Consider the following 20,546-nt stretch of genomic DNA (forward strand, 5'->3'; position numbering starts at 1 on the left):
AGCCCCGCGCGACAGGCCGCGCCTATTCGTCGCGAAGCGCCACCGCGCGATCGCCAGGCTCCAACGCGGCCTCCTGGCCGGCCTCCTTCGTCACTGGCGGCGCGACGAAATCCGCCGCCTCCGGATAGGCGGCGCGAACTGCGTCGGGCTTCAGATCGACATTCTTCGCAACCTGCGGCCCTTCGCCGAGCGGCCCGAACGCTGCGCCGTCGACAAGAATATAGACCGCGCCGGCGTTGCCGGCCCGAAGCTGCGGCGCCGTCGCCCCCTCCGGCAGGGTGAACCGCTCGCCCGGCCCGAGAATGCCGGTGAAAAGAACACGCCGCTCACCGTCGCGCACACGAACCCAGGCGTCCGCGGTCGCGAAGACATCGACGCCCTGGCGCGCCGGGGGCGCAGGCATCGCGGGCGCGACGCTTTCTTCCTGGACCGAATCGAAGGCCCGCGCCAGACGGTGATCATCCGGCAGGATCGTCGCACCCCCGGCCGGCTCATCGACCACGACAGGCGTCGACTGCGGCGTCGGCAGCGCGTAGATGCCGGCGCTCTTTGGGTCGATCGACGAGATCGGCCCGTCGCGTGGCGCCACCACCGGGGCGGCCGCCTCCTGCGCCGCGTAAATCGAAGCCAACGTCACCCGCGCGTCGTCCCGCCGGGCCACACCGTCGACCGGGCGCGTTGCCGCGACCTCGGCTGGCGCGAATATATCGGGCGCCGTGACCAGCACCTCGGGCGCCGTCGGCAGCGGCGCGAAGCCGAGACGCTGGAGATCCTGCAGCAGGCTCCAGCCGCCATAGCCGAGCCCGCCGACGAGCACAGCCAACACCGCGACCGATGCGAGCCCGCGCAGGCTGGACCCGAAATCGACACGCGCAGCGGAGGCGTTCGACTTCATAAACATTGTCGAAATTACGGCCCGGTCCGCCGCGCCGTTCGCCGGCTTCGACCCCTGCCCGCTCGCCGCGACCGGCGCGCATGGCTCGGGTTCCGCCGCACGCTCGCGTGGAGTCAGGGTCAGCCCCGCCCCGACGCCCTCGAAACCCGATTCGGCGCAAAATCGGCGGTAGACGTCATCGCCGTCCATATCGAGATAGCGAGCGTATGAGCGCACGTAACCCGCCGCGAAACCGGCGAAGGGAAAGGCGGAGGCGTCGGCGTCCTCGATCGCGGCGATGTAGTCGGCGCGGATGCGCAACTCGCGTTGAACGTCGAGCAGCGACTTGCCCATGGAGGCGCGCTCGCCTCGCATTTCGTCGCCGAGCCTCAATTCATAGGAATCAAAGCCACGCAACTCGGGGTTGTATTCTTTCCCCATGCTCGATCCCAAAACCTCTTGCACACGCCTGCGGTTTCTATGGTCAAAGTCGATTTGCCGCAAGTTCCTGCGTATTCAACTTAACATGAAACACCAGGAAACCAGAGGGTGAAATCGGAGTCGAATCCGGTTTCCGTTGCAGAAGGTTGCGACCAACGTCTTAATGTGGAGTTAGCAGACCAGATGCGGAGATGGAACCGTCGGAATCCATCGCCCCGACCGCGCCAGAACGGCCCGAGGGCGATCCGACGATTCGTCGCCGGGAATCAGGAGCCCGAGCCGAATGGACCCGATAACCGTCTATCTTTGCGCTCTTGCGCTCGGATTAGGCGTCTTTCTCGCACTTTGGCCGCTCGGGCTCATCCTCGGTGACGTCAGCGTCGCCGACGCCTGGTGGGGGCCGGGCGTTCTCGCCGGATTGCTGCTCACGCTCTGGATCGGCGAGACGGGTTCGGGCGCGCGCGCGGCGCTGCTGGTCCTTCTCATCGGGGTCTGGGCGGCGCGGCTCTGCTTCGTGATGCTGCGCCGCCGCATCAGGCACGGAGAGGAGGACCGGCGCTACCGCGAGATCAGACACGCATGGGGCGAATCGTTCTGGTGGAAGAGCCTCTTCATCGTCTTCGCGCTGCAGGGCGCGCTGCAATGGCTGATCGCGATCGCCCCACTCGCAGGCGCGCTCGCCCCTGACGCGCCAATAGGCGCTGTCGGCGCGCTCGGCGCGCTGCTCGCGGCGCTCGGTCTCGGCCTTGAGGCGGTGAGCGACGCCCAGCTCGACCGGTTCAAACGCCAAGCCGGGCCTGACGCCCTGCTCGTCACCGGACTTCGCGCCCATATCCGGCATCCGTCCTATGCCGGAGAAATGGCGTTCTGGTGGGGAATCTGGCTGATCGCGGCCGAGGCGAGCGCCTGGTGGGCCATCATCTCTCCCCTCCTCGTCACGTTGTTGCTGACGAAGGTCTCCGGGGCGCCGATGACGGGAGCGAGCCTGAAAGCTACGAAGCCGGAATACGCGGCCTGGGCGGCGCGAACCCCGGCCTTCATCCCGAGACTGCGCTGACGCGCGTCATAGCCCGAGATCACGAAAGACCGCCGGCAGACGCTCCGGAATATCCTCGGCGATCAGGCCCGGGCCAAATCCACGCGCCGCCTCCTGATGCAGCCATGCCGCGGATTCGGCCGCGCGAAAGGGATGAAAGCCGCGCGCAATGAGCCCGGCGATCATCCCGGCGAGCACGTCCCCCGCCCCGGCGGTCGCCAGCCACGGGCACGCGCGTTCGTAATGCGCGGAGACGACGACCGCCTCGCCATCCGGCGCGGCGACGACGGTATCCGGCCCTTTCAGGAGTATGATGCAGCCCGCCAGCGCCGCCGCCGCCCGGGCCGCGTCCAGCTTCGAGAACGCAGGCCCACGCGCCGCCGGCGCCACGAGCTTTTCCGCCACCGCCGGGAAAAGCCGGCCAAACTCTCCCATATGCGGCGTAAGGACCACGCTTCGACCGCGCGTGAGTCGAAAGAGCGTTTCCGGTTCGTCCTGATAGGAACTCAGCGCGTCGGCGTCGAGCACCGCGCCGCGCTCTTCGTTCGCCAGCGCCGCCCCGACCTTCGCGCAGGTGTTTTCCCCCACGCCGAGACCGGGACCTAGCGCGACGACGTTGATCCTTCGGTCAACCAGAAGCTCTGAAATGCCCTCTATTCCCTTGACCGATCGTAACATTATGGCATCGAGTCGACTGGCGTTCTCGATAATCGCCGCCGGTGGCGCAGCGAGCGTGACCAAGCCTGCGCCGACACGCAGGGCCCCCCGCGCCGCCAGCCGCGCGGCGCCGCCCCGACCGACGCCGCCTGAAAGAATCAGCGCGTGGCCGTGGGAATATTTGTGGCCGATTGTCTTCGAGAGGCCCGGCCTGTTCGGCGCGCCGAGCCGTGCGGCCGCCGCTGGAACCCCGGCGAGGCCGATATCCACGACCCGCACGTCTCCACATAGCTGAGATGGTCCCTGCGCCAGGCGATGACCCAGTCTTTCATGATGAAACGTCACCGTCAGATCGCATTTCGTCGCCGCCGCCTCGTCGGACGGCTCCGCCTGAAGCGCGCGGCCGCTGTCGGCGCACATGCCGCTCGGCACATCAACCGCGACCACCGCCCCCGCTCCACCGAATCTCCGCCACGAGCGCGCCGCGCAAACGCGCGCGGCGCCCTCCAGCGGGCGCGTCAGGCCGGTGCCGAAAAGCGCGTCGATCACCAGATCATGGACGGATCGCCGCCCATCGGCGGCCTCGGTCAGAGGCCGGATCGCCCCCATCTCCCGCCAAAGGCTGCAATTCTCCGCCGCATCGGGCGGCAGATTGGCGGGAGCGCCGAGGAGAAAGACGTCAACCGCCCACCCCCGCATCTTTAGGTGGCGCGCGATGACGAAACCATCGCCGCCATTATTGCCCGGCCCACAGAGAACGGCCGCCCGGCCCGGCGCGCGCGCTAGCGCCGGTCGCCAGTCCAGAATCGCCGCGACCACGCCGCGCCCGGCGCGCTCCATCAACTCGCGCCCCGTGGCCACGCCGCTCTCGATCGCCGCGCGCTCGATCGCGCGCATCTCGGCCGCTGTCAGAAGCTCCATTCCCGTCCCCTCGCATCAGCCCAGCCGATGGGCATCATGCCTATTTTATAGGCAAAAAAGGCGGAATCCGACTCACCTCGCGACCACCACCGGCGCTTCGCATTGAAAACAGCCGCTCCGGATGGTTCCAAGCCCGAAGACGCGCAGAGCGGATGAACCCGCCCGGCGCGCGTATGGTCACGCGGGAGGATACCCAATGAAAAAGATCGAGGCGATCATCAAGCCGTTCAAGCTCGATGAGGTCAAGGAGGCGCTACAGGAGATCGGTATCCAGGGCCTTTCGGTGATCGAGGCGAAGGGATTCGGCCGCCAGAAGGGCCATACCGAGCTGTATCGCGGCGCGGAGTATGTCGTGGATTTCCTCCCCAAGGTGAAGATCGAGCTTGTCGTCTCCGACGAGCAGGTCGAACAGGTGATCGAGGCCATCGTCGCCGCCGCGAAGACCGGGAAGATCGGCGACGGAAAGATCTTCGTATCCGACATCGTCCGCGCCGTCCGCATCCGCACGGGCGAGGATGGCGTCGACGCGCTCTGACCCGACCCCGAACACAAACGCACCAGAAAGGAAGTCCACGATATGAGCGACGCAGCATCGTTCGTTAAGAAGATCAAGGATGAGGATGTCGCCTATGTCGACATCCGTTTCACCGATCCGCGCGGCAAGCTCCAGCACGTCACCGTGATGGAAGACCAGGTCGATGAGGATTTCATTTCAGACGGTTTCATGTTTGACGGCTCGTCGATCGCGGGATGGAAGGCGATCGACAAATCCGACATGAAACTGATGCCGGACGTCTCGTCAGCCTATATCGATCCCTTCTTCGCGGAGAAGACGATCTGCGTCCATTGCGACGTCGTCGAGCCGGATACCGGCGAATATTATGAGCGCGACCCGCGCGCGACCGCAAAGAAGGCGGAGGCGTATCTCGTCTCTTCCGGCATCGGCGACACATCCTACTGGGGGCCGGAGGCCGAGTTCTTCATCTTCGACGACGTGCGGTATTCAGTGGCCATGAACAAGGTGGGCTACGAGGTCGATGCGCTCGACGCGTCCTGGAACTCCGACGGCGCGTACGAGATGGGCAACACCGGCCACCGCCCCGGCGTCAAGGGCGGCTATTTTCCGGTGCCGCCCGTGGATCAGGCGCAGGACATGCGCTCCGAGATGCTTACGACGATGAAGCAGATCGGCATGAAGGTCGACAAGCACCATCATGAGGTCGCCTCCTGCCAGCATGAGCTCGGCCTCGTCTTCGGCACGCTCACCGAGCAGGGCGACAATCTTCAAAAGTACAAGTACGTCATCCACCAGGTCGCGAACGCCTACGGCAAATCAGCCACATTCATGCCGAAGCCGATCGCGGGCGACAACGGCACCGGGATGCACGTGAACCAGTCGATCTGGAAGGACGGCAAACCGCTCTTCGCGGGAAATCAGTACGCCGATCTCTCCGAAGAGGCGCTCTATTATATTGGCGGCGTCCTGAAGCACGCCAAGGCGCTGAACGCCTTCACCAACCCGGCGACAAACAGCTACAAGCGCCTGATCCCCGGCTTCGAGGCGCCGGTGCTGCTGGCCTATTCGGCATCCAACCGCTCCGCCTCGGTCCGCATTCCCTGGACCGACAGTCCGAAGGCGAAGCGCGTCGAAACCCGGTTCCCGGACCCGGCCGCGAACCCCTATCTCTGCTTCTCGGCGCTGCTGATGGCCGGGCTCGACGGCATCAGGAACAAGATCCATCCGGGCGAGGCCTCGGACAAGGACCTCTATGATCTGCCGCCGGAGGAGCTCGCCGGCATCCCGACCGTCTGCGGGAGCCTTCGTGAAGCGCTTGGCGCGCTGGAGGCCGACATGGACTTCCTGACCGCCGGCGACGTATTCACCAGGGATCAGGTCGAAGGCTACATGGAGCTGAAATGGGAGGAGGTGTATCGCTTCGAGCACACCCCGCACCCGGTCGAGTTCCAGATGTATTATTCCTGCTGAGCCGAAGCGGCGAAGCGGAAGCAAAGGGCCGCCCGAGAGGGCGGCCCTTTCAGGTTGCAGGTTGTCGAAGCTCACGCGCAACGGCGCAGGATCTGGTGTATTCTCCGCCCGACATTCGGCGCAGGAGTTCCTCATGGTCACGATCAACCGCAATCTCGGACCGAAAGCATCAGAATCGAAATGGCGCGAGACGATCGGGATTCTCGCCTCCTCGGAAGACTGGATCGCCCATATCGACACCGGGCTTTTCAGTCATGAAGCGCTCGGCTGGTCCGAGGCCGCCGGCTGGCCCGAAAACATCCTCATCGATGAAGGTCTGAACGTTTTCGATCCAGGCGGCCCGTTCGGGAGCAAGCCACTCACCGACCTCACCATAACCGGCGGTCTCGTCGCGCGGGCGACGCAAGTTCCCGATCATGGCGTCAAGACGCTCTCGGTCATTCTCGGCGCGACCGAGGAATTCCGCGGCGTCGCCCCCGGCGCGCGGGTTCGCCCCTATCGCGCCGCCAATGGCCCGGTTTTCGTCGGCGAAGCGAAGACCGGCGCGATCGGCGACGCACTCGACCATGCGCTCTCCGCGCCGCACCCGCCGCGCGTTGTCTCGATCTCGATGGGCAATCCCGGCGGCGCGCCCGTGCACCTCCTGAACGTCTTCGGGGTGAAATCGACGCCCGGAATGCAGAAGCGGACCGTCGACGCGATCAACCGGGCTTATGAGATGGGCGTCATAATCTGCTGCGCCGGCGGCCAGATTCACGACACCGTCGCCTATCCGGCGCGATTCAAGCGCACAATCGCCGTTGGTGGACTGACAGAGCCGGCATCGCGCTTCACCTGCGGTCAGTACCCGGATGGCGGTTATGGAGAAAACGCGCTGATCGACGTCTGGGCGCAGGCGGCGAACCTGAACCGCGCCGCAGGCGTCCGGGCGCCGAATGGCGAATTGCTCCGCTTTTTCGCCGATTCGGACGATCCCCGGAACGTCGAACGCAAACCCGTCGGCACATCATACGCCGCGCCGCAGGTCGCCGCCGCCGCGGCGCTCTGGGTGGCGCGCCACCGCACTGCGCTGGAGCGTTTCGAGGAGCGCTGGAAGATCGTCGAGGCGTTTCGGAAAGCGCTCAGGGAGAGCGCCGACGACGCCCGCGTCCTACGCCGCGTCCATGCCGGGCCCAACGACAGGATCCGCGTCCGCGCGCTCAATATCGAGGCGCTTCTGAGCATGGAGCCCGATCTGCGCGCCGCATACGACCGCATCCCGCGACACAGCGCGCATTCCTCCTGGCTCTGAGCGCCGCTCAGGCGGCGCCGCGCGTCTCCACCATCCGTGCATAGACGCTGGCGCCGACGGGCAGGATCGCGTCGTCGAGCACGAAACCGGGATTGTGCAGCGGCACGTCGCCGGCATGGCCGACCGTGCAATAGGCGCCCGGCACGACATGCAGCATGTCGGCGAAATCCTCCGAGCCCATGACAAGATTGTCGCGGATCGACGCCTTGTCGCCGCCGACGACCTCCGCCGCTGTCTCGATCATCGCCGCGGATAGCGCGTCATCGTTCATCAGGACGTCGAAGACGTTGCGGATGTCGCAATCGATCTCGATCTCGTGCGCGGCGGCGAAACCGGCGCAAAGCGCGCGCATCCGGTCGGAGACCTTGTCGGCCAGTTCGCGGTCGAAATAGCGGACGGTGCCGGCGATGGTCGCGACCTCCGGGATCACGTTATAGGCTGAGCCGGCGTGAAACTGGGTGATCGACAGCACGATCGGGTTCGTTGCGGGAGTATTCCGCGAAACGATGGTCTGGATCTGCCCGACCAGCGCCGACATGATCACGATCGGATCGCGCGAGACCTCCGGCATCGCCGCATGGCTGCCGCGGCCCTTGACGGTGATGTCGAAGAAATTCGCCCCCGCCATCGCCGGCCCCGGCTTCACGCCGATCTCGCCCGGCCCGTGATAGGGGGAGTTATGCATCCCGTAGATCTCGTCGCAGGGGAACTTGTCGAAAAGCCCGTCCTTGATCATCGCCCGACCACCGCCGAGCCCTTCCTCCGCAGGCTGGAAGATCAGCACCGCGCGGCCCGCGAAGTCCCGCGTCTCCGCCAGGTAGCGCGCCGCGCCGAGCAGCATCGTCGTGTGGCTGTCATGGCCGCAGGCGTGCATCACGCCGGGCGTCTTGGAGGCCCAGGGCAGATTGGTCTGCTCGTCGATCGGCAGCGCGTCCATGTCCGCCCGGAGCCCGATCGTCCGGCCCGGGCGCGCGCCCTCGATCACGCCGACGACACCGGTGCCGCCGATCCCGGTCGTTACCTCGACGCCCCAGCTTTTCAGCTTCTCGGCGACGATGCCGGCTGTTCTCACCTCTTCGAACCCCAGTTCGGGATGCTCATGCAGGTCGCGGCGGATCGCGATCAGTTCATCCTTGTAACCTTCGATGCGTTCGATGGCGGGCATGTCGAAGCTCCTTTTCGAGGTGTTTAGCGCATGATCGCCGCCCCGCGCGAAATGTCCATATCCCGCGCGCGCGTCCGGGGCGCTTGACCACGGCGCGCGGCGAATCTACCCGGCGCATATGGATGATCTCGTCGCCCCCGGACTCGACGCGTTCGAAAAGATGGCGGAACGCGCTTTCGCGGCGCTTCCGGAAGAATTTCGCACGCGCTGCAGTGGGGTGCTGATCCGCGTCGCCGATTTCGCCGACAGGGACACGCTCGATGAGATGCGGATCGAAGACCCGTTCGAGTTGACCGGACTCTATTGCGGCGTTGATCTGACCCGCAAGAGCCACGACGACTTCGCCACGCCGCCGGACGAGGTCTGGCTCTATCGCAGGCCAATCCTGGATGAATGGGCTGAACGCGGCGATGTCGGATTGTTCGAACTGGTCAACCACGTCCTCGTCCACGAGATCGGCCACCATTTCGGATTGACCGACGATGAGATTCACTTGATCGAATCACGGGGCGGTTGATCCCATTTTCCGGGTCGCCGCCTGCGTTCGTCCGGCCACTCTCGTCTGATTTCGGTCCGCGCAGCGCGATACGGCTCGCAAGCAACGCCGTCGTGGTCGGCGTCATGGCGCGCGTAATAGCCCGGCTCTCCAATCGCCGCCGGCGCGAGCCCTATCGCCCGCGCGGCGTCACAATTCGGGGCCGCCGCCCAGTGCCTTAGCGTCATTTGCATCGACCAGAGGCTGGCCCCGAGCGCGTAGCCGATTCCGCCAAGCACGCAAAGGAAAAGAACGAACAACCATCGTCTTCGCCAAAGCGCCCGTCTGAAATCGCGTCGCTCCAGGCGTCGGGAGGTGCGCGCAAACCTTTTTCGCAGGCGCGCCGCGCGCGCATCGGGGTCTTCGATTTCACGCATCGGAGGCGAAGGGGCCTCCATGATCGCCCCGCTCGTCACTCAACCGAGCGCCGAACGCCGTCACCGATCCGGCGTATTCGCGGCGGCGCCGTCAGCCAGGTTCCTGAGCGCCGCGATCGCCGCGTCGCTATGCGCGGCGCCGCCGTGATAGTCGCGCATCGCGCTCCCCTGCCTTTCGAGGGCGGCGATCAGGCCAGCGCGGTGATCCTCGTGCAGCGCCTCGATCGGAGTCAGCAGCGTCTTCACCGTGAACACGGCGACCCCCGTCTGCGGGAGTTTCAGGATCGCCTGCCGTTCCACCCGCAGCCAGAACCGCCCGGTCTGCTCCTGGGGCTTGCTCGCGCTGGAGAACGACCCGGGCTGATGAAGCTCGTTCACCGAATGGACCAGCCAGTTTGCGCGCACAAGCGGCCGTTCCGGCGTCAGCCCGTCGAAAAGCCGCTGCACACGCGCCGCCAGTTGGCTGTCATAGGCCGGGACGCGGTCATGAACTTCGCTGAGCGGCCGGTTCATCTTTTCGGTCAGCGACCAGCGCGACGGGAAGCAGAGAACACCGCCGACCAGCACATGCTCGCCGCCGTCTCCGCCACGATCGAGGATCAGGAAATCCTCCTGCGCGAGCCGGCCCAGCGTCGCAAAGGGGCGGTCCCGATCGAGCGGGATGAGCACGCCGTCCGGCCGCTCCGCGATCGCATCGCCGATTTGGTAACCCGCGTCATGCGCCGCGAGCGTCGCGAGGACAAGATCGAGAAGCTCCTCCGCCCCCCGGCGACCCTCGCCCGCCACCACGACGTCCGGATGCGCGGCGAGCAGCCGGTCCCGATAGGCCATCTGCGGCCCGAAGGCTTCGTCCCGAAAGAGCCAGTCTCTGTATCTGAGCGGCGACATCCCCGGAAGCCGTTCGTTCATGAAAGGGACGAGCGGCGCGTAGGAAAGCTCCATCATCGCATTCCGTCCGAGTAGCGCAGCAGGTTGAAGCCGGTCAGCGCCTCATGCGCCGGTTTCCAGAGCGCGGCGAAGGCGATCCAGTCGAGCCGCCGCGCGCGCGCGATCTCTCCCAGCCGCATCCGCCCGTCGGCGAGCGCCAGCAGCGGCCCCGCGCCGCGCGGGACGGCGAGCGCGTGGGAGAGCCCGTCCCGCTCCATCTTCACGACGCCCTTGCGGCCGATCTCGGCGCCGAGCGCGGCGGCGGAGATCCCCGCGAGCCGGGGACGCGCCTCCGGCGTCATCCCCGCGGGCTTGCGCGGCGTCTTCGCGGCGTAGAACACATGAACCTTCATGTTCCCGGCCAGGCGTTCGGCGAGCGCGGCGCGCGACGTCGCGTCCAGGGCTTCTGCGCGTTTCGCCAGCCCCTCCGGCAGGTAGAGTTTCGGCTCATAACGCAGCGGCTCGGTGAAGGAGACGAGCGAGAGCCCGGCGCGCGTCAGCGCCGCCACCAAGCCCTCCACGTCGTAAGGCCGGTCGCGGGCGTGGAGAAGCAGATCGTAAAGCCCGGCGTCGCTCGCTCGGTGGTCGCCGACATGGCGGTTGAGCGTGAACCAGTTGGTTTTCGGCAATGCCTTCAGTGTCGCTTTCGCGATCTTCACCTGCGCCGCCGGCGCCTCGCCCGCCGTCAGCGCGGCGAGCGCGCCCTGCAACGGGTAGACGCCTGTACGCCCATAGGGCGCGTAAACCATGGCGCCGAGCCCGCCTTCGGGCGCCAGCGCCGCCGCCAGCGCCGCGAAACCCGTGTCCGGCTCCGGCAGATGATGCAGAACGCCGGTGCAATCGATGTAATCGAATTCACCGTGTTCGGGCGCGCTCAGGAGATCGCCGGTCACGAAACGAATCGAGCTCAGGCCGCGCGCCGCCGCGCGCGCCTCGGCGACATCCCTGCTCGCCGCAGAGAGATCGAGATAGGTGATTTCCGCCGGCGTCCCACGTTCCACAAGCTTCTGCGCCAGCATGATCAGCCCGTCGCCGGTGCCGCCGCCGGCGATGAGCGCGCGAAAGGGCCGTGACCAGTCGCGACGCCCGCCAAAAAGAAAATGGTCGATCTCAGCGGGATGGGACGGCGACCCCTCGATCAGCCGCTTCGCCTCGTCCGCCGGGTCGCGGGCCGGATAGGGATAGGCTTCGTATTGCGCGGCCACCGGGTCCATCCCTCGCTCTTACCCGCGGCGTCCGAACCCGACAATCCCATGCCGCATTTTCACGCGCGCCGCCGGCGCATCCGAGGCTTGCTTGCGCCACAGCAACGGGGGATCGCTGATGGCCCGCCACATGACCGCGACGCATCATGCCCATCACCGCCGCATCACGCCCGGCATGCGCCCAGATAACACGCCGGACGACAATGACCGGATCGAGATCGGGCCGACGCGCCTCGCCTATGACGAATGGGCGGCGGCGGGGCTGGAATGCCCCGACCTTCCCGCGATGCGCCTTCACCGGTTGAAGCGGATCAGGGAGAGCCTCGCGGCGCGCGACCTCGCAGCCGTGCTTCTGACCGACCCACTCAATATCCGCTACGCCGCGGATGCGCCGAATATGCAACTCTGGAACACCCATAACCCGTTCCGCGCCTGCCTCGTAACGGCGGACGGGCACATGGCCGTCTGGGAGTACAAGGGGCTGGCCTATCTGACGTCGTACAACCCGCTCGTGAAGGAAGTGCTGAACGGCGCCTCGCTGTTCTATTTCTCCACCGGAGACGCGGCCGAGGCCGCGGCGGAGCGCTTCGCCGGCGCCGTCGAGAGCCTGATCCGCCAGCATGCCGGCTCCAACCGGCGCATCGCCGTCGACAAGATGATGCGCCACGGATTTCAGGCGCTGGAGGCCATCGGGCTGGAGATTCATGACGGCGAGGAGGTCATGGAGAAAACCCGCGCGGTGAAGGGCCCGGACGAAATTCGCGCGCTCCGGTGCGCGCAACACGCCTGCGAAGCGGCGCTGGCCGAGATGCGTCGACAAACCGCGCCGGGGATGACCGAAAACGACGTCTGGGCCGTACTGCACGCCGAGAATATCAGACGCGGCGGCGAATGGATCGAAACCCGGCTGCTTTCCTCCGGTCTCCGCACCAATCCGTGGTTTCAGGAATGCGGACCACGAGTGATCGGCGAGAACGAGATCCTCGCCTGGGACACCGATCTCGTCGGCTGTTATGGCATGTGCGTGGATATCTCGCGCACATGGTTCATCGGAGAGGGCGAGCCGACCGCGGAGATGATCGCGACGCATCAGGAGGCGTATCGCCAGATCACCGAAAACTGGATGATGCTGAAACCCGGCATGACGCTGAAGGAGGTCAGCCACGCCACGCGTCCGATGCCGGCCGAATTCAATGCGCTGAAATATGGCTGCGTCATGCATGGAGTCGGTCTTTGCGATGAATGGCCGACGGTGAAATACCCCGATGACTGGGCCGACGACGAATTCGACTACGCGCTGGAGCCGGGAATGCTGCTCTGCTCCGAGGCCTATCTCGGCAGGGTCGGCGGCGGCTTCGGCGTGAAGCTGGAGGATCAGGTGCTGATCACCGAGGACGGCGTGGAGAATCTGACCCGGTGCCCGTTCGACGTGAAACTGATGGGCGGGCTGAAGGACCCGCTCGGCCGCTGACCCGCTTCAGCGACGCTGTGGAGTAGGGAAGCCCTGACATCCGCGGCCTCTTCCGCGATCTCCGTGGCCCCGGCCCGCTCGCCATGCAGGATCGCGAGGTCCAGTCAGGTGCGCGCGGAGTCGGCATCGCCTTGCGCCGCCGCGCTCCGTCCGGCGCGAAGCTAGGCGTCGGCGGCGGCCGCGTCGTCGCCAAGCTGGTCCGAAGCCCGCTCGGCGATTCCGAGCGCACCCTTCGCGTCGCCAAGCCGCAACCGCGCCGCCGAAAGTTCATAGGAAACGAGCGCGATCGCGTCTGGGTCGTCGCGCTCGCGCGCGCGTTCCAGCGCACGCCCGTATATCTCTTCGGCGCGGTCGTATCGACCCTCGCAGAAGGCGAACCGGGCGAGGGAGAGCGTCGATTCGATCTGCTTGTCGCTCGCCGGCGTGGGCGGCGCAGGCGTCGGCGATCCGCCGCAACCCCCGAAGAGGAGCACGGCGACGAGCGCCGCCGCCCGTCTCACGGCTACACCTCGCCCGGCGCAAGCGCACCGTCCTCGACCGGCGCGCCGGCGCCGCCGAGAAGCCAGGCTCCCTGCAATTGTCGCGAGAGCGTCTCCAGCTCGGACATGGTTTTCTGAGCCTGTGAAAGCAGCAGCGGGAGATCGCGGGCCGCCTCCGACGCCGCTTCAAGCGCCGCCGTCGCCGCCGGCAAAGTCCGCTGCGCCTCCTCGCCGACATCGCCGATCGACGCGACGGCCCGATCGGCGTTGGCGACCAGCGCCGGCACGCGCTCCGTCCCCTTCTGAAGATTGGCGGAGAGTTCCGCGAGCGCGCCGCTCGCGTCGGCGGCGTTGACGACGAGCAGCCGGATATCGTCCATCTGCACATTGAGACCGGCGACCGCGGTCTCCATCTCGACGACCAAACCGTCATCCGTAAGGAGCCGCCCAGCCGCACCTGCACCGTTCCTGATCCGGGCCAGGATCGCCGCGACATCGGCGAACATGGCGTCGAGCGCGTTCATCCGCCGCGTCACAGCCGCCGCCGCCCCCTCCATCTCCTGCGCCAGCGCATCATCGGTCATCAGTCGCCCGACGGAGCCCTGACCCGCCGCGACCCGCCCGGTAATCTTCGCCGCGTCCGCGAGAAGCGGAGCGAGTCCGGACGAAGCCGAGGCGACGGCGGCCTCCATCTGATCGAAGAGTCGCTCGTCCACCAGCAACCGGCCGAGCGCTCACTCGCCCCCTTCAGCTTGCTGCTGATCTGGTTAAAATCCGTCAACGCCGTATCGAGCGTGGCCATCAACCCGGCGAGCCCGGCGAGAGCCCCCTCAAACTGGACGACGACGCCATCGTCCTTGAGCATACGGCCGGCGACCCCCTCGCCGCGCTCGATCCGCCCGGCGACCGTGCTGAGGCTGCCGAGGAACTGCTGCACAGGGCCTTCCGACGCCTCCAGTCCGGCGGCAAGCGCCGCGAGCGAGGCGATGGCGGCGTCGGCGTTGTCGAGAATCGGAAAGATCTTCTCATGCAGATCGTCGACTAGCTGGCCCACATTGTCGGTCGGCGGCCGCTCCGCCCGCGCCACCAGAACCGCGAAATCCCAGTCGAGCGGCGCGCCGCGCCCGGCAGCTATCTCCAGATAGCTGGCTCCGGCGATGGCGACAAGGACGAGCAAGCCTGCGGTCCGGCCGACATAGCCGCGCTCAAGTCGGGTCATCGTGCGCCCGCCCTCGCCAGGGGCGCGAGGCCGTACCGATCCAGTCGATAGGCGAGGGCATCGGCCATCAGCGCGGCTCCCTCGCTTGCGCGCGGCCGCGTCAGCCAGAGCGCGGCTGCGCCGGCGCGCACCGCCGAAAGAACGGCGTTCGCGGTTCTTTCCACCAGCTCCGCGGGGATCGCGTCCCGCATCTCGTCGATCAGTATCAGGCGTGGCGCGTCCATCACCATCCGCGCCAGAGATCATCGCGCGAGGCGTCGCGCGCAACCATGACCGGCGCCCCCGGCAGGCCGAAACGACGCGCGAGCGCGGCCGCCTCCTCCAGCAATCCGGGCTCCGCCCGGTTGGTGTGATGGAGGGGTCGCAGCGCGATATTCATCACGAGACTGAGATGCGGCGTCCAGAGATCGAAGGGCAGCAATCGGCCAATCCGGCCGCGGAGCGCGCCGGCCTGCTCACGACCCAGATCGCGCCAGTCCAGACCAGCGAAGCGCACCGCCCCGGCGGCGGGCGGAAGAAGGCCGCAGGCCGCGTCGAACAACGCGGTCGCCGCATCCCGCCGGTTCGAGCGGATCCAGGCGATCTCCCCCTCCATGAGCCGGAAGTCGATGTCGAGCGACGGCGCGCCGGGCTTCGGCGCCGGCACGCGCGCGGCCTCGAACGCGAGAACCGCGCGGGCGTGGAACGGTTTCGCCGACGACGCGCTCATCGCATTAACGTTATCGTGACGCTGACGACCATCATCGCCAGGAACGCGCGCATGAAAGCGGACGGCAGCGGAAACTGGCCCTCCGGCCCTTCGCAGAGCGCCGCGTGGGCGAATACCGAAGCGGTGACGAGCCCGATGAGCCAGGCCTTGAACGCGGTGAGGAGAAGGGCCGGCGCTCCAATAGCCGATATGGCGTTGTCGATCGCATAGGGCAGCGAGCCGACGGCGAGTCCGGCGATCTTGGCGCCCCCGAAGCCAGTCAGAAGCGCCGCCACGATGAGGAACATCGTCAGCGCGAAGCTCGACGCCGCAATCGCGGCGCAGCGCGGCATGACCAGGAAGAGGAAAGGATCGACCCCCATCGGATCGAGCGCGCGCGGCAGCCCGACCCGCCGCGCTTCCGCGAGTTCGCCATAGAGAATGAGCCCGCTCCGCCCGATGATGAGAAGCCCGATCACCACGGGCGCGATCTGCTCGACGAGCAACACGACCACGACCTCGCGCACCAAACCCTCCTGCCCTATCTGGCGGAGAAGCCTGAGCGCCTGAAGCACCAACCCGGCTCCAATCAGCACCGCGACGAGGAGGACGATCGCGGCCTGCCGCCCGCAGGCGAGGTAGCCGTGTCGCTTGTTCAGGCGCGGCGGTAAACCGCGCGCGCCGCGACGCGCCGCCCGGCGCGAGACTGGCGTCGGCGGCGGGGACGCTCGCCTGGATTCCGGATGTCGCGGCGCTCGCGGTCTCGGTCGTCGGACGCGGGTTGCGCCCGCTCAACTGGCGGCGGACGGCGCGGGGGGAGTTCCGGCGCTATCTCGACCTCGCCAGCGGGCGGCAGGCCCCGGCTTCGACTTGAGCGCCCTCCTCATGTCGCGCAGGCGCCGCATTGAAACGGTCGAGACAGGTGAGCCGCATTCCGGACTCGTTCAAGCGCCAGACGCCGGCGCGGCGCGCGCCGGTCGGTGGCCAGCGATTGCATCGCGACGACGCCAAGCGGCACGAAAGCCAGCGCCGCGACCACCGCGCTCGCGGAAAGCGAGTAGATGTTCGAGGTTTCGACGAAGACGATCAGCGCGCTCTCCGGGATCGTGAAGATGAGCCACCAGTCCCGCCCGAGCACCTCCCTGAGCGACGAGAACGACACCAGATACCAGCCGCCATCGACCTTGAAGAGACCGCTGAACTCCCTCTCGATCAGGAACCGATCATAGACCTGGCGCAGCACCGGCACATCGACGTCGCCGACCTGCAGACGCGCGCCGCCGTCCGCATCGCTCCCGGACAGGCCGGGCGCCACGGCGAAATATCCATCGCCGTCGACGATGAACGCCAGGCCCGTGTCTCCAAGCGCCAGCCTTTCCGGAAAGCCCTCAAGCTCGTCGAGAAGGATATCGACGCCGACGACCGCGACCGGCCCGCCGTCGTCGCCGCCGAAGCGGCGCGACACGATGATGCCGAGGCCGCCATCGGTGAAGAACCGATAGACCGGCGACCACACCGGCCGGTCGACGGCGCGCGCCGCCTGAAACCAGGACCGGGTTCGCGGATCGAACTGGTCATCCGGGTCCACATGCGACGATATCACCTCGCCGCCGCTTTCAAGCTTGGAGAGCGTGGCCTTCGGCGCGCCGTCCTCTCGGCTCACCAGCTTCTGCGTCCAGCCGTCGCCTTCGGTCCGGCTGATCATCAGGAAAGAGCCGTCATCGGTTCCGACATAGATGTTGAGGATCTGCGGGCTCGCCGTCAGGTAGCTGCGGCTGATGCAGTCGAGTTGCCGGCGCTCGGGGCGGCGCAGCTCCGAACTACCCATCGACGCGGCGATGATCTCCGTGACCTTCTGCGCCGGGGCGAAGTAACCGTCGACCCTCTCGCGGATTCGCGTATCGACCGCGTCGACATAGTTGCGCGCGATTTCGCGGGCGCCCCTCTGGTTCTCGACATAGGCGAACCAGGAGCTGCCGACCGCCGCGGCGGCGATGGCGAGCACCACAAGAACAGGAACGAAAAGCCGCCGGTGGCGGCGCGCCCGAGCCTAACGGTGTTCGACAGGATCCCTCTCCGCGTCAACGATCTCGACCAGCGGGCGCCTCCAGTTGCGCGCTTCATGCGTTTCCGGAGACTATAGAAAACCGTCCGGCCCGCAAACGAGTATCAACCGTTCGAGCGGCCGTCTCAGCCGAGCTTGAAGGCGACCTCGCCGACACCCTCGATCCGCATCGTCAGCCGCCCCGGATGCTCGACCGGATAGAGCGGCATATGCGCGCCGCAGAGCAGAACCTCACCCGCCTTCGGCGTCACGCCGTGAGCGTTGAAATGATTGGCGAGAAACGCGACCGCGTCGAGCGGATGCTGGGGCGCGGCGCCGACGGCGTTCAGGATCTCCTGATCGTCATGCTCGACCACGGTCCTCAGCTTCGCGGGATCGAGATCGCGCGGCTTCACGCCATTCTCGGTGTCGTAGCAGAGCCCGGCGTTGAAAACATTGTTGGCGAGGATCGAGGCGGCGTGCGCGCTCGTCGACTCGCGCCGGTCCAGCAATTCGAACGCGACGGTGAAATGCGAAACGGCGTCCGCCGCGCTCTCCCGGTCCCAGCCGCCGGCGCGCGGGGCGAGGTCGACCGCGAGAACCGCGGCGATTTCCGGCTCCATCATGAAGCTCATGTAATCCGCCAGCTTCAGGTTGGCGTCGCCGCGACAGAGATCGTCGCAAAAGACATGAGCGGCACCGGGCGCCTTCATGCCGAATTTCTCCATCAATTCGGGCTTGTTCCAGGCGATCTTGCGGCCGGCGACTCCGCCCTTCGCCGCCGCCAGAATCGGCGCGGCGTCGAACTGGACGGCGTAGCCCGCTTCGGGCGGCGCGTCCGACTCGTCAAGCGGCCGGAAGCGTCGGCCCTCCAGAATGTCAGCGGCGATGAGTTCGGCGATCGATGCCATGGCCCACGTTTCCCTGTTCCCCTTGGTCGGCGTCGGCGATAGCACGTCGCGGCGAGGGGGGGAAGCCAAGGGGGCGCGGGCTTATTCCGCCGGCGTCATGCGCCAGATCGCGCCCGGGTCTTCGTCGGTCGCGAACCAGATCGCGCCATCGGGCGCTTCGCGAACGTCGCGGATGCGCCCGAAAGCGCCGGCGAAAAGCCGCTCCTCTTCTCTGAGCCGTCCGCCCTCCATGCCGAGACGCGAGAGCAGCCTGAATTTCAGCGCGCCGACGAGGAAATCGCCGCGCCACGCCGGAAAAAGGTCGCCCTGATAGATCGCCAGGCCGGAAGGGGCGATCGACGGGTCCCAGTAATACGCGGGCTGCTCCATCCCCGCCGCCGCCGTTCCTCGCCCGATCTTTTCGCCAGAGTAATGACGGCCGTAGCTGATCTCAGGCCAGCCGTAATTGGCGCCGGGGTCCGGCCGATTGATCTCGTCGCCGCCCCGCGCCCCGTGCTCCACCACCCAGAGCGCGCCGGCGGCGTCCAGCGCGGCGCCCTGCGGGTTGCGATGGCCGTAGGACCAGATTTCCGGCAATGCGCCGTCGCGGCCGAAGAACGGGTTTCCGGGCCAAGGCGCGCCGTCGCGCGTGATCCGCACAACCTTGCCCTGATGGGTTCCGAGATCCTGCGCCGCCGCGCCCTCGCCGCGCTCGCCAAAGGTGACGAAGAGCGAACCGTCCGGCGCGACGACGATGCGCGAGCCGAAATGGCGCGTGGTCGATTTCGATGGTTGCTGCCGGAAGATCACCTTCAGCGCCTCCAACCGCGGCGCGCGATCGCGAACCAGTCGCGCCCGCGCCACCTCGGTCCGGGCGGAGAACAGCCCGTCGGACGCGGCGTAGGAAAGATAGATCTCGCCGCTTTTGGCGAAATCCCGCGCGAGCGCGACATCGAGCAGCCCGCCCTGCCCGCGCGCCGCCACTCCCGGCGCGCCGTCAAGCGGGTTGGAGAGCGCGCCATCCTGATAAAGCCGCAGCGCGCCCGGCCGCTCGGTGATCAGCATGGCGCCGGTCGTCTCGAAATCCGGCAGGAACGCAAAGCTCCAGGGGTGGTCCAGCCCCTCGACCATCGGCTCGACCCGCACCGGCCCGGCCGAGGTCTCGAAAACCTGCGCCGAAGCCGGCGTGGCGAGGAGGGCGAGAGCGATCAGCGCATGTTTCATGCCTGACGATCTGGGGCGGGCGGGCTCCGCCGGCAAGGCCTATTCCGTCGCCATCTTCTCGGCGAACTCCATGGCGAAATAGGTCAGCACCCCGTCGCAGCCCGCGCGCTTGAAGGCGATCAGGCTCTCTGCGACGGCGCGGTCGCGGTCAAGCCAGCCATTGTCGCAGGCCCCGGCCAGCATCGCGTATTCGCCCGAGACCTGATAGGCGTAAGTCGGCGCGCCGAACCTCTCCTTCACCCTCCGGCAAACGTCGAGATAGGGCATGCCCGGCTTCACCATCACCATGTCCGCGCCTTCGGAGAGGTCGATCGCCACCTCGCGCAGCGCCTCGTCGCCATTCGCCGGGTCCATCTGATAGGTCTTCTTGTCGCCCTTCAGCTGGCCGGAGGCGCCGACCGCGTCGCGGAACGGGCCATAGAAGGCCGAGGCGTATTTCGCCGCGTAGGACATGATGATCGTGTTCGGGAAATCGTTGCTCTCCAGCGCCTGGCGGATGACGCCGATCCGTCCGTCCATCATGTCGGAGGGGCCGAGAATGTCCGCCCCGGCCTCGGCTTGCGCCAGCGCCTGTTTCTCCAGCGCCACCAGCGTCTCGTCGTTGACGATCTCGTCGCCCCGGAGGATGCCGTCATGACCATGGATGGAATAGGGATCGAGCGCCACGTCGAGCATGACGCCGATCTCCGGAACCATGCGCTTGATCGCCCGTGTGGCGGTGTTGACCAGATTGTCCGGGTTCCAGGCTTCCTCGCAATCCTCGGAAAGCCGCTCCCTCGGGGTGTTCGGGAAGAGGGCGACGCACGGAATGCCGAGATCCGCCGCCCGCTCCGCCGCAATCGCCGCGCGATCGACGCTCAAGCGGTTGACGCCAGGCATCGAGGAGATCGGCTCCTCCACATCCGCCCCCTCGCGAATGAAGATCGGCCAGATCAGATCGCCGGTCCCGACGCTGTTCTCTCGCGCCAAGTCGCGGATCCACGGCGCTTGCCGGGTGCGGCGCGGGCGGGAGAACGGAAATGGAGCGACGACGCTCTCGGGCATGGCGGGACTTCCCATCGTTGCGGACCTGTCGCGACGGTCATCGCATGGCGGCGGGAGCGCATCAAGATTGC

Annotated in this window: 22 protein-coding genes; 6 read left to right on the forward strand and 16 right to left on the reverse strand. The window is 67.0% G+C overall.

Annotation, left to right across the window (positions count from 1 at the left end):
• Positions 1 to 22 precede the first annotated feature (22 nt).
• Positions 23 to 1,315: a helix-turn-helix domain-containing protein gene (locus G5B40_RS05080; protein WP_165095866.1), complete on the reverse strand. Its 1,293-nt coding sequence runs from the start codon at positions 1,313 to 1,315 to the stop codon at positions 23 to 25.
• A 283-nt stretch (positions 1,316 to 1,598) separates the two neighbouring features.
• Between G5B40_RS05080 and G5B40_RS05085 the strand changes: the two genes are divergently transcribed.
• The gene (locus G5B40_RS05085) at positions 1,599 to 2,372 is read left to right on the forward strand and encodes a DUF1295 domain-containing protein (RefSeq protein WP_165095868.1); all 774 of its coding nucleotides are present in this window, start codon (positions 1,599 to 1,601) and stop codon (positions 2,370 to 2,372) included.
• Between the two features lie 6 nt (positions 2,373 to 2,378).
• Here G5B40_RS05085 and G5B40_RS05090 read toward each other — a convergent pair whose 3' ends face one another.
• Positions 2,379 to 3,929, reverse strand: coding sequence for an NAD(P)H-hydrate dehydratase (locus G5B40_RS05090; protein WP_165095871.1), 1,551 nt, complete (start codon positions 3,927 to 3,929; stop codon positions 2,379 to 2,381).
• Positions 3,930 to 4,125: 196 nt separating this feature from the next.
• Between G5B40_RS05090 and G5B40_RS05095 the strand changes: the two genes are divergently transcribed.
• The 3 genes from G5B40_RS05095 to G5B40_RS05105 all read left to right on the forward strand — a co-directional run bounded on the left by G5B40_RS05095 (position 4,126) and on the right by G5B40_RS05105 (position 7,207).
• Positions 4,126 to 4,464, forward strand: a complete 339-nt coding sequence (locus tag G5B40_RS05095; protein ID WP_165095874.1) for a P-II family nitrogen regulator — start codon at positions 4,126 to 4,128, stop codon at positions 4,462 to 4,464.
• A gap of 42 nt (positions 4,465 to 4,506) precedes the next feature.
• Complete coding sequence (gene glnA / locus G5B40_RS05100) at positions 4,507 to 5,916, forward strand: type I glutamate--ammonia ligase (RefSeq protein WP_165095876.1); 1,410 nt, start codon at positions 4,507 to 4,509, stop codon at positions 5,914 to 5,916.
• A gap of 133 nt (positions 5,917 to 6,049) precedes the next feature.
• A complete protein-coding gene (locus G5B40_RS05105; RefSeq protein WP_165095879.1) occupies positions 6,050 to 7,207 on the forward strand; it encodes a S8 family serine peptidase in 1,158 nt (385 codons plus the stop codon).
• A gap of 7 nt (positions 7,208 to 7,214) precedes the next feature.
• Here the strand turns inward: G5B40_RS05105 and G5B40_RS05110 are convergent, their stop codons facing one another.
• Positions 7,215 to 8,372 carry a M20 aminoacylase family protein gene (locus G5B40_RS05110; protein ID WP_165095881.1) on the reverse strand — a complete coding sequence of 386 codons (1,158 nt, stop codon included), beginning with the start codon at positions 8,370 to 8,372 and terminating at the stop codon, positions 7,215 to 7,217.
• A 118-nt stretch (positions 8,373 to 8,490) separates the two neighbouring features.
• Between G5B40_RS05110 and G5B40_RS05115 the strand changes: the two genes are divergently transcribed.
• Positions 8,491 to 8,889 (forward strand): metallopeptidase family protein, encoded by a 399-nt coding sequence (locus G5B40_RS05115; protein ID WP_165095883.1) that lies wholly within the window; start codon positions 8,491 to 8,493, stop codon positions 8,887 to 8,889.
• On the opposite strand, the gene G5B40_RS21505 is transcribed toward G5B40_RS05115, so the two are convergent.
• Genes G5B40_RS21505 through G5B40_RS05130 form a run of 3 tightly spaced genes read right to left on the reverse strand, consistent with a single transcriptional unit; the run spans position 8,862 to position 11,425 of the window.
• Positions 8,862 to 9,305, reverse strand: a complete 444-nt coding sequence (locus tag G5B40_RS21505) for an excalibur calcium-binding domain-containing protein (RefSeq protein ID WP_165095885.1) — start codon at positions 9,303 to 9,305, stop codon at positions 8,862 to 8,864. The genes G5B40_RS05115 and G5B40_RS21505 overlap by 28 nt on opposite strands.
• Positions 9,306 to 9,344: 39 nt before the next feature.
• A complete protein-coding gene (locus tag G5B40_RS05125; RefSeq protein ID WP_246209712.1) occupies positions 9,345 to 10,226 on the reverse strand; it encodes a heme-dependent oxidative N-demethylase family protein in 882 nt (293 codons plus the stop codon).
• Positions 10,226 to 11,425, reverse strand: a complete 1,200-nt coding sequence (locus G5B40_RS05130) for a class I SAM-dependent methyltransferase (RefSeq protein ID WP_165095891.1) — start codon at positions 11,423 to 11,425, stop codon at positions 10,226 to 10,228. The genes G5B40_RS05125 and G5B40_RS05130 overlap by 1 nt, the downstream gene beginning before the upstream one ends.
• A 109-nt stretch (positions 11,426 to 11,534) precedes the next feature.
• Here G5B40_RS05130 and dddP point away from each other — a divergent pair, with 109 nt between their 5' ends.
• Complete coding sequence (gene dddP / locus G5B40_RS05135; protein ID WP_425500075.1) at positions 11,535 to 12,887, forward strand: dimethylsulfonioproprionate lyase DddP; 1,353 nt, start codon at positions 11,535 to 11,537, stop codon at positions 12,885 to 12,887.
• Positions 12,888 to 13,048: 161 nt separating this feature from the next.
• Here the strand turns inward: dddP and G5B40_RS05140 are convergent, their stop codons facing one another.
• The 10 genes from G5B40_RS05140 to hemB all read right to left on the reverse strand — a co-directional run bounded on the left by G5B40_RS05140 (position 13,049) and on the right by hemB (position 20,475).
• Positions 13,049 to 13,387, reverse strand: coding sequence for a tetratricopeptide repeat protein (locus G5B40_RS05140; protein ID WP_165095894.1), 339 nt, complete (start codon positions 13,385 to 13,387; stop codon positions 13,049 to 13,051).
• Positions 13,388 to 13,389: 2 nt separating this feature from the next.
• Entirely contained in the window at positions 13,390 to 13,950 is a 561-nt protein-coding gene (locus tag G5B40_RS05145; protein ID WP_165095898.1) for a hypothetical protein, read from the reverse strand.
• Positions 13,950 to 14,585, reverse strand: coding sequence for a hypothetical protein (locus G5B40_RS05150; protein ID WP_165095900.1), 636 nt, complete (start codon positions 14,583 to 14,585; stop codon positions 13,950 to 13,952). Before G5B40_RS05150 ends, G5B40_RS05145 begins: the two co-directional genes overlap by 1 nt.
• A complete protein-coding gene (locus tag G5B40_RS05155; RefSeq protein ID WP_165095902.1) occupies positions 14,582 to 14,809 on the reverse strand; it encodes a hypothetical protein in 228 nt (75 codons plus the stop codon). The genes G5B40_RS05150 and G5B40_RS05155 overlap by 4 nt, the downstream gene beginning before the upstream one ends.
• Positions 14,809 to 15,294, reverse strand: a complete 486-nt coding sequence (locus G5B40_RS05160) for a P-loop NTPase family protein (protein WP_165095904.1) — start codon at positions 15,292 to 15,294, stop codon at positions 14,809 to 14,811. Before G5B40_RS05160 ends, G5B40_RS05155 begins: the two co-directional genes overlap by 1 nt.
• Entirely contained in the window at positions 15,291 to 15,869 is a 579-nt protein-coding gene (locus G5B40_RS05165; protein WP_165095906.1) for an ABC transporter permease, read from the reverse strand. Before G5B40_RS05165 ends, G5B40_RS05160 begins: the two co-directional genes overlap by 4 nt.
• Positions 15,870 to 16,156: 287 nt before the next feature.
• The gene (locus G5B40_RS05170) at positions 16,157 to 17,278 is read right to left on the reverse strand and encodes a cache domain-containing protein (protein WP_165095908.1); all 1,122 of its coding nucleotides are present in this window, start codon (positions 17,276 to 17,278) and stop codon (positions 16,157 to 16,159) included.
• Between the two features lie 185 nt (positions 17,279 to 17,463).
• Positions 17,464 to 18,228, reverse strand: a complete 765-nt coding sequence (locus G5B40_RS05175) for a hypothetical protein (RefSeq protein WP_165095910.1) — start codon at positions 18,226 to 18,228, stop codon at positions 17,464 to 17,466.
• Positions 18,229 to 18,309: 81 nt separating this feature from the next.
• Positions 18,310 to 19,431 carry a PQQ-dependent sugar dehydrogenase gene (locus G5B40_RS05180; protein WP_165095912.1) on the reverse strand — a complete coding sequence of 374 codons (1,122 nt, stop codon included), beginning with the start codon at positions 19,429 to 19,431 and terminating at the stop codon, positions 18,310 to 18,312.
• A gap of 39 nt (positions 19,432 to 19,470) precedes the next feature.
• A complete protein-coding gene (gene hemB, locus G5B40_RS05185; protein ID WP_165095915.1) occupies positions 19,471 to 20,475 on the reverse strand; it encodes a porphobilinogen synthase in 1,005 nt (334 codons plus the stop codon).
• Between the last annotated feature and the right edge of the window lie 71 nt (positions 20,476 to 20,546).

Origin of the sequence: Pikeienuella piscinae (genome assembly GCF_011044155.1) — a bacterium.
Taxonomy (GTDB): Bacteria; Pseudomonadota; Alphaproteobacteria; order Rhodobacterales; family Rhodobacteraceae; genus Pikeienuella; species Pikeienuella piscinae.

Coding starts and splice junctions, on each gene's coding strand:
- G5B40_RS05080 (WP_165095866.1), bottom strand. CDS start 1,315: ATGGGGAAAGAATACAACCCCGAGTTGCGTGGCTTTGATTCCTATGAA.
- G5B40_RS05085 (WP_165095868.1), top strand. CDS start 1,599: ATGGACCCGATAACCGTCTATCTTTGCGCTCTTGCGCTCGGATTAGGC.
- G5B40_RS05090 (WP_165095871.1), bottom strand. CDS start 3,929: ATGGAGCTTCTGACAGCGGCCGAGATGCGCGCGATCGAGCGCGCGGCG.
- G5B40_RS05095 (WP_165095874.1), top strand. CDS start 4,126: ATGAAAAAGATCGAGGCGATCATCAAGCCGTTCAAGCTCGATGAGGTC.
- glnA (WP_165095876.1), top strand. CDS start 4,507: ATGAGCGACGCAGCATCGTTCGTTAAGAAGATCAAGGATGAGGATGTC.
- G5B40_RS05105 (WP_165095879.1), top strand. CDS start 6,050: ATGGTCACGATCAACCGCAATCTCGGACCGAAAGCATCAGAATCGAAA.
- G5B40_RS05110 (WP_165095881.1), bottom strand. CDS start 8,372: ATGCCCGCCATCGAACGCATCGAAGGTTACAAGGATGAACTGATCGCG.
- G5B40_RS05115 (WP_165095883.1), top strand. CDS start 8,491: ATGGATGATCTCGTCGCCCCCGGACTCGACGCGTTCGAAAAGATGGCG.
- G5B40_RS21505 (WP_165095885.1), bottom strand. CDS start 9,305: ATGGAGGCCCCTTCGCCTCCGATGCGTGAAATCGAAGACCCCGATGCG.
- G5B40_RS05125 (WP_246209712.1), bottom strand. CDS start 10,226: ATGGAGCTTTCCTACGCGCCGCTCGTCCCTTTCATGAACGAACGGCTT.
- G5B40_RS05130 (WP_165095891.1), bottom strand. CDS start 11,425: ATGGACCCGGTGGCCGCGCAATACGAAGCCTATCCCTATCCGGCCCGC.
- dddP (WP_425500075.1), top strand. CDS start 11,535: ATGGCCCGCCACATGACCGCGACGCATCATGCCCATCACCGCCGCATC.
- G5B40_RS05145 (WP_165095898.1), bottom strand. CDS start 13,950: ATGACCGATGATGCGCTGGCGCAGGAGATGGAGGGGGCGGCGGCGGCT.
- G5B40_RS05150 (WP_165095900.1), bottom strand. CDS start 14,585: ATGACCCGACTTGAGCGCGGCTATGTCGGCCGGACCGCAGGCTTGCTC.
- G5B40_RS05155 (WP_165095902.1), bottom strand. CDS start 14,809: ATGGACGCGCCACGCCTGATACTGATCGACGAGATGCGGGACGCGATC.
- G5B40_RS05160 (WP_165095904.1), bottom strand. CDS start 15,294: ATGAGCGCGTCGTCGGCGAAACCGTTCCACGCCCGCGCGGTTCTCGCG.
- G5B40_RS05175 (WP_165095910.1), bottom strand. CDS start 18,228: ATGGCATCGATCGCCGAACTCATCGCCGCTGACATTCTGGAGGGCCGA.
- G5B40_RS05180 (WP_165095912.1), bottom strand. CDS start 19,431: ATGAAACATGCGCTGATCGCTCTCGCCCTCCTCGCCACGCCGGCTTCG.
- hemB (WP_165095915.1), bottom strand. CDS start 20,475: ATGCCCGAGAGCGTCGTCGCTCCATTTCCGTTCTCCCGCCCGCGCCGC.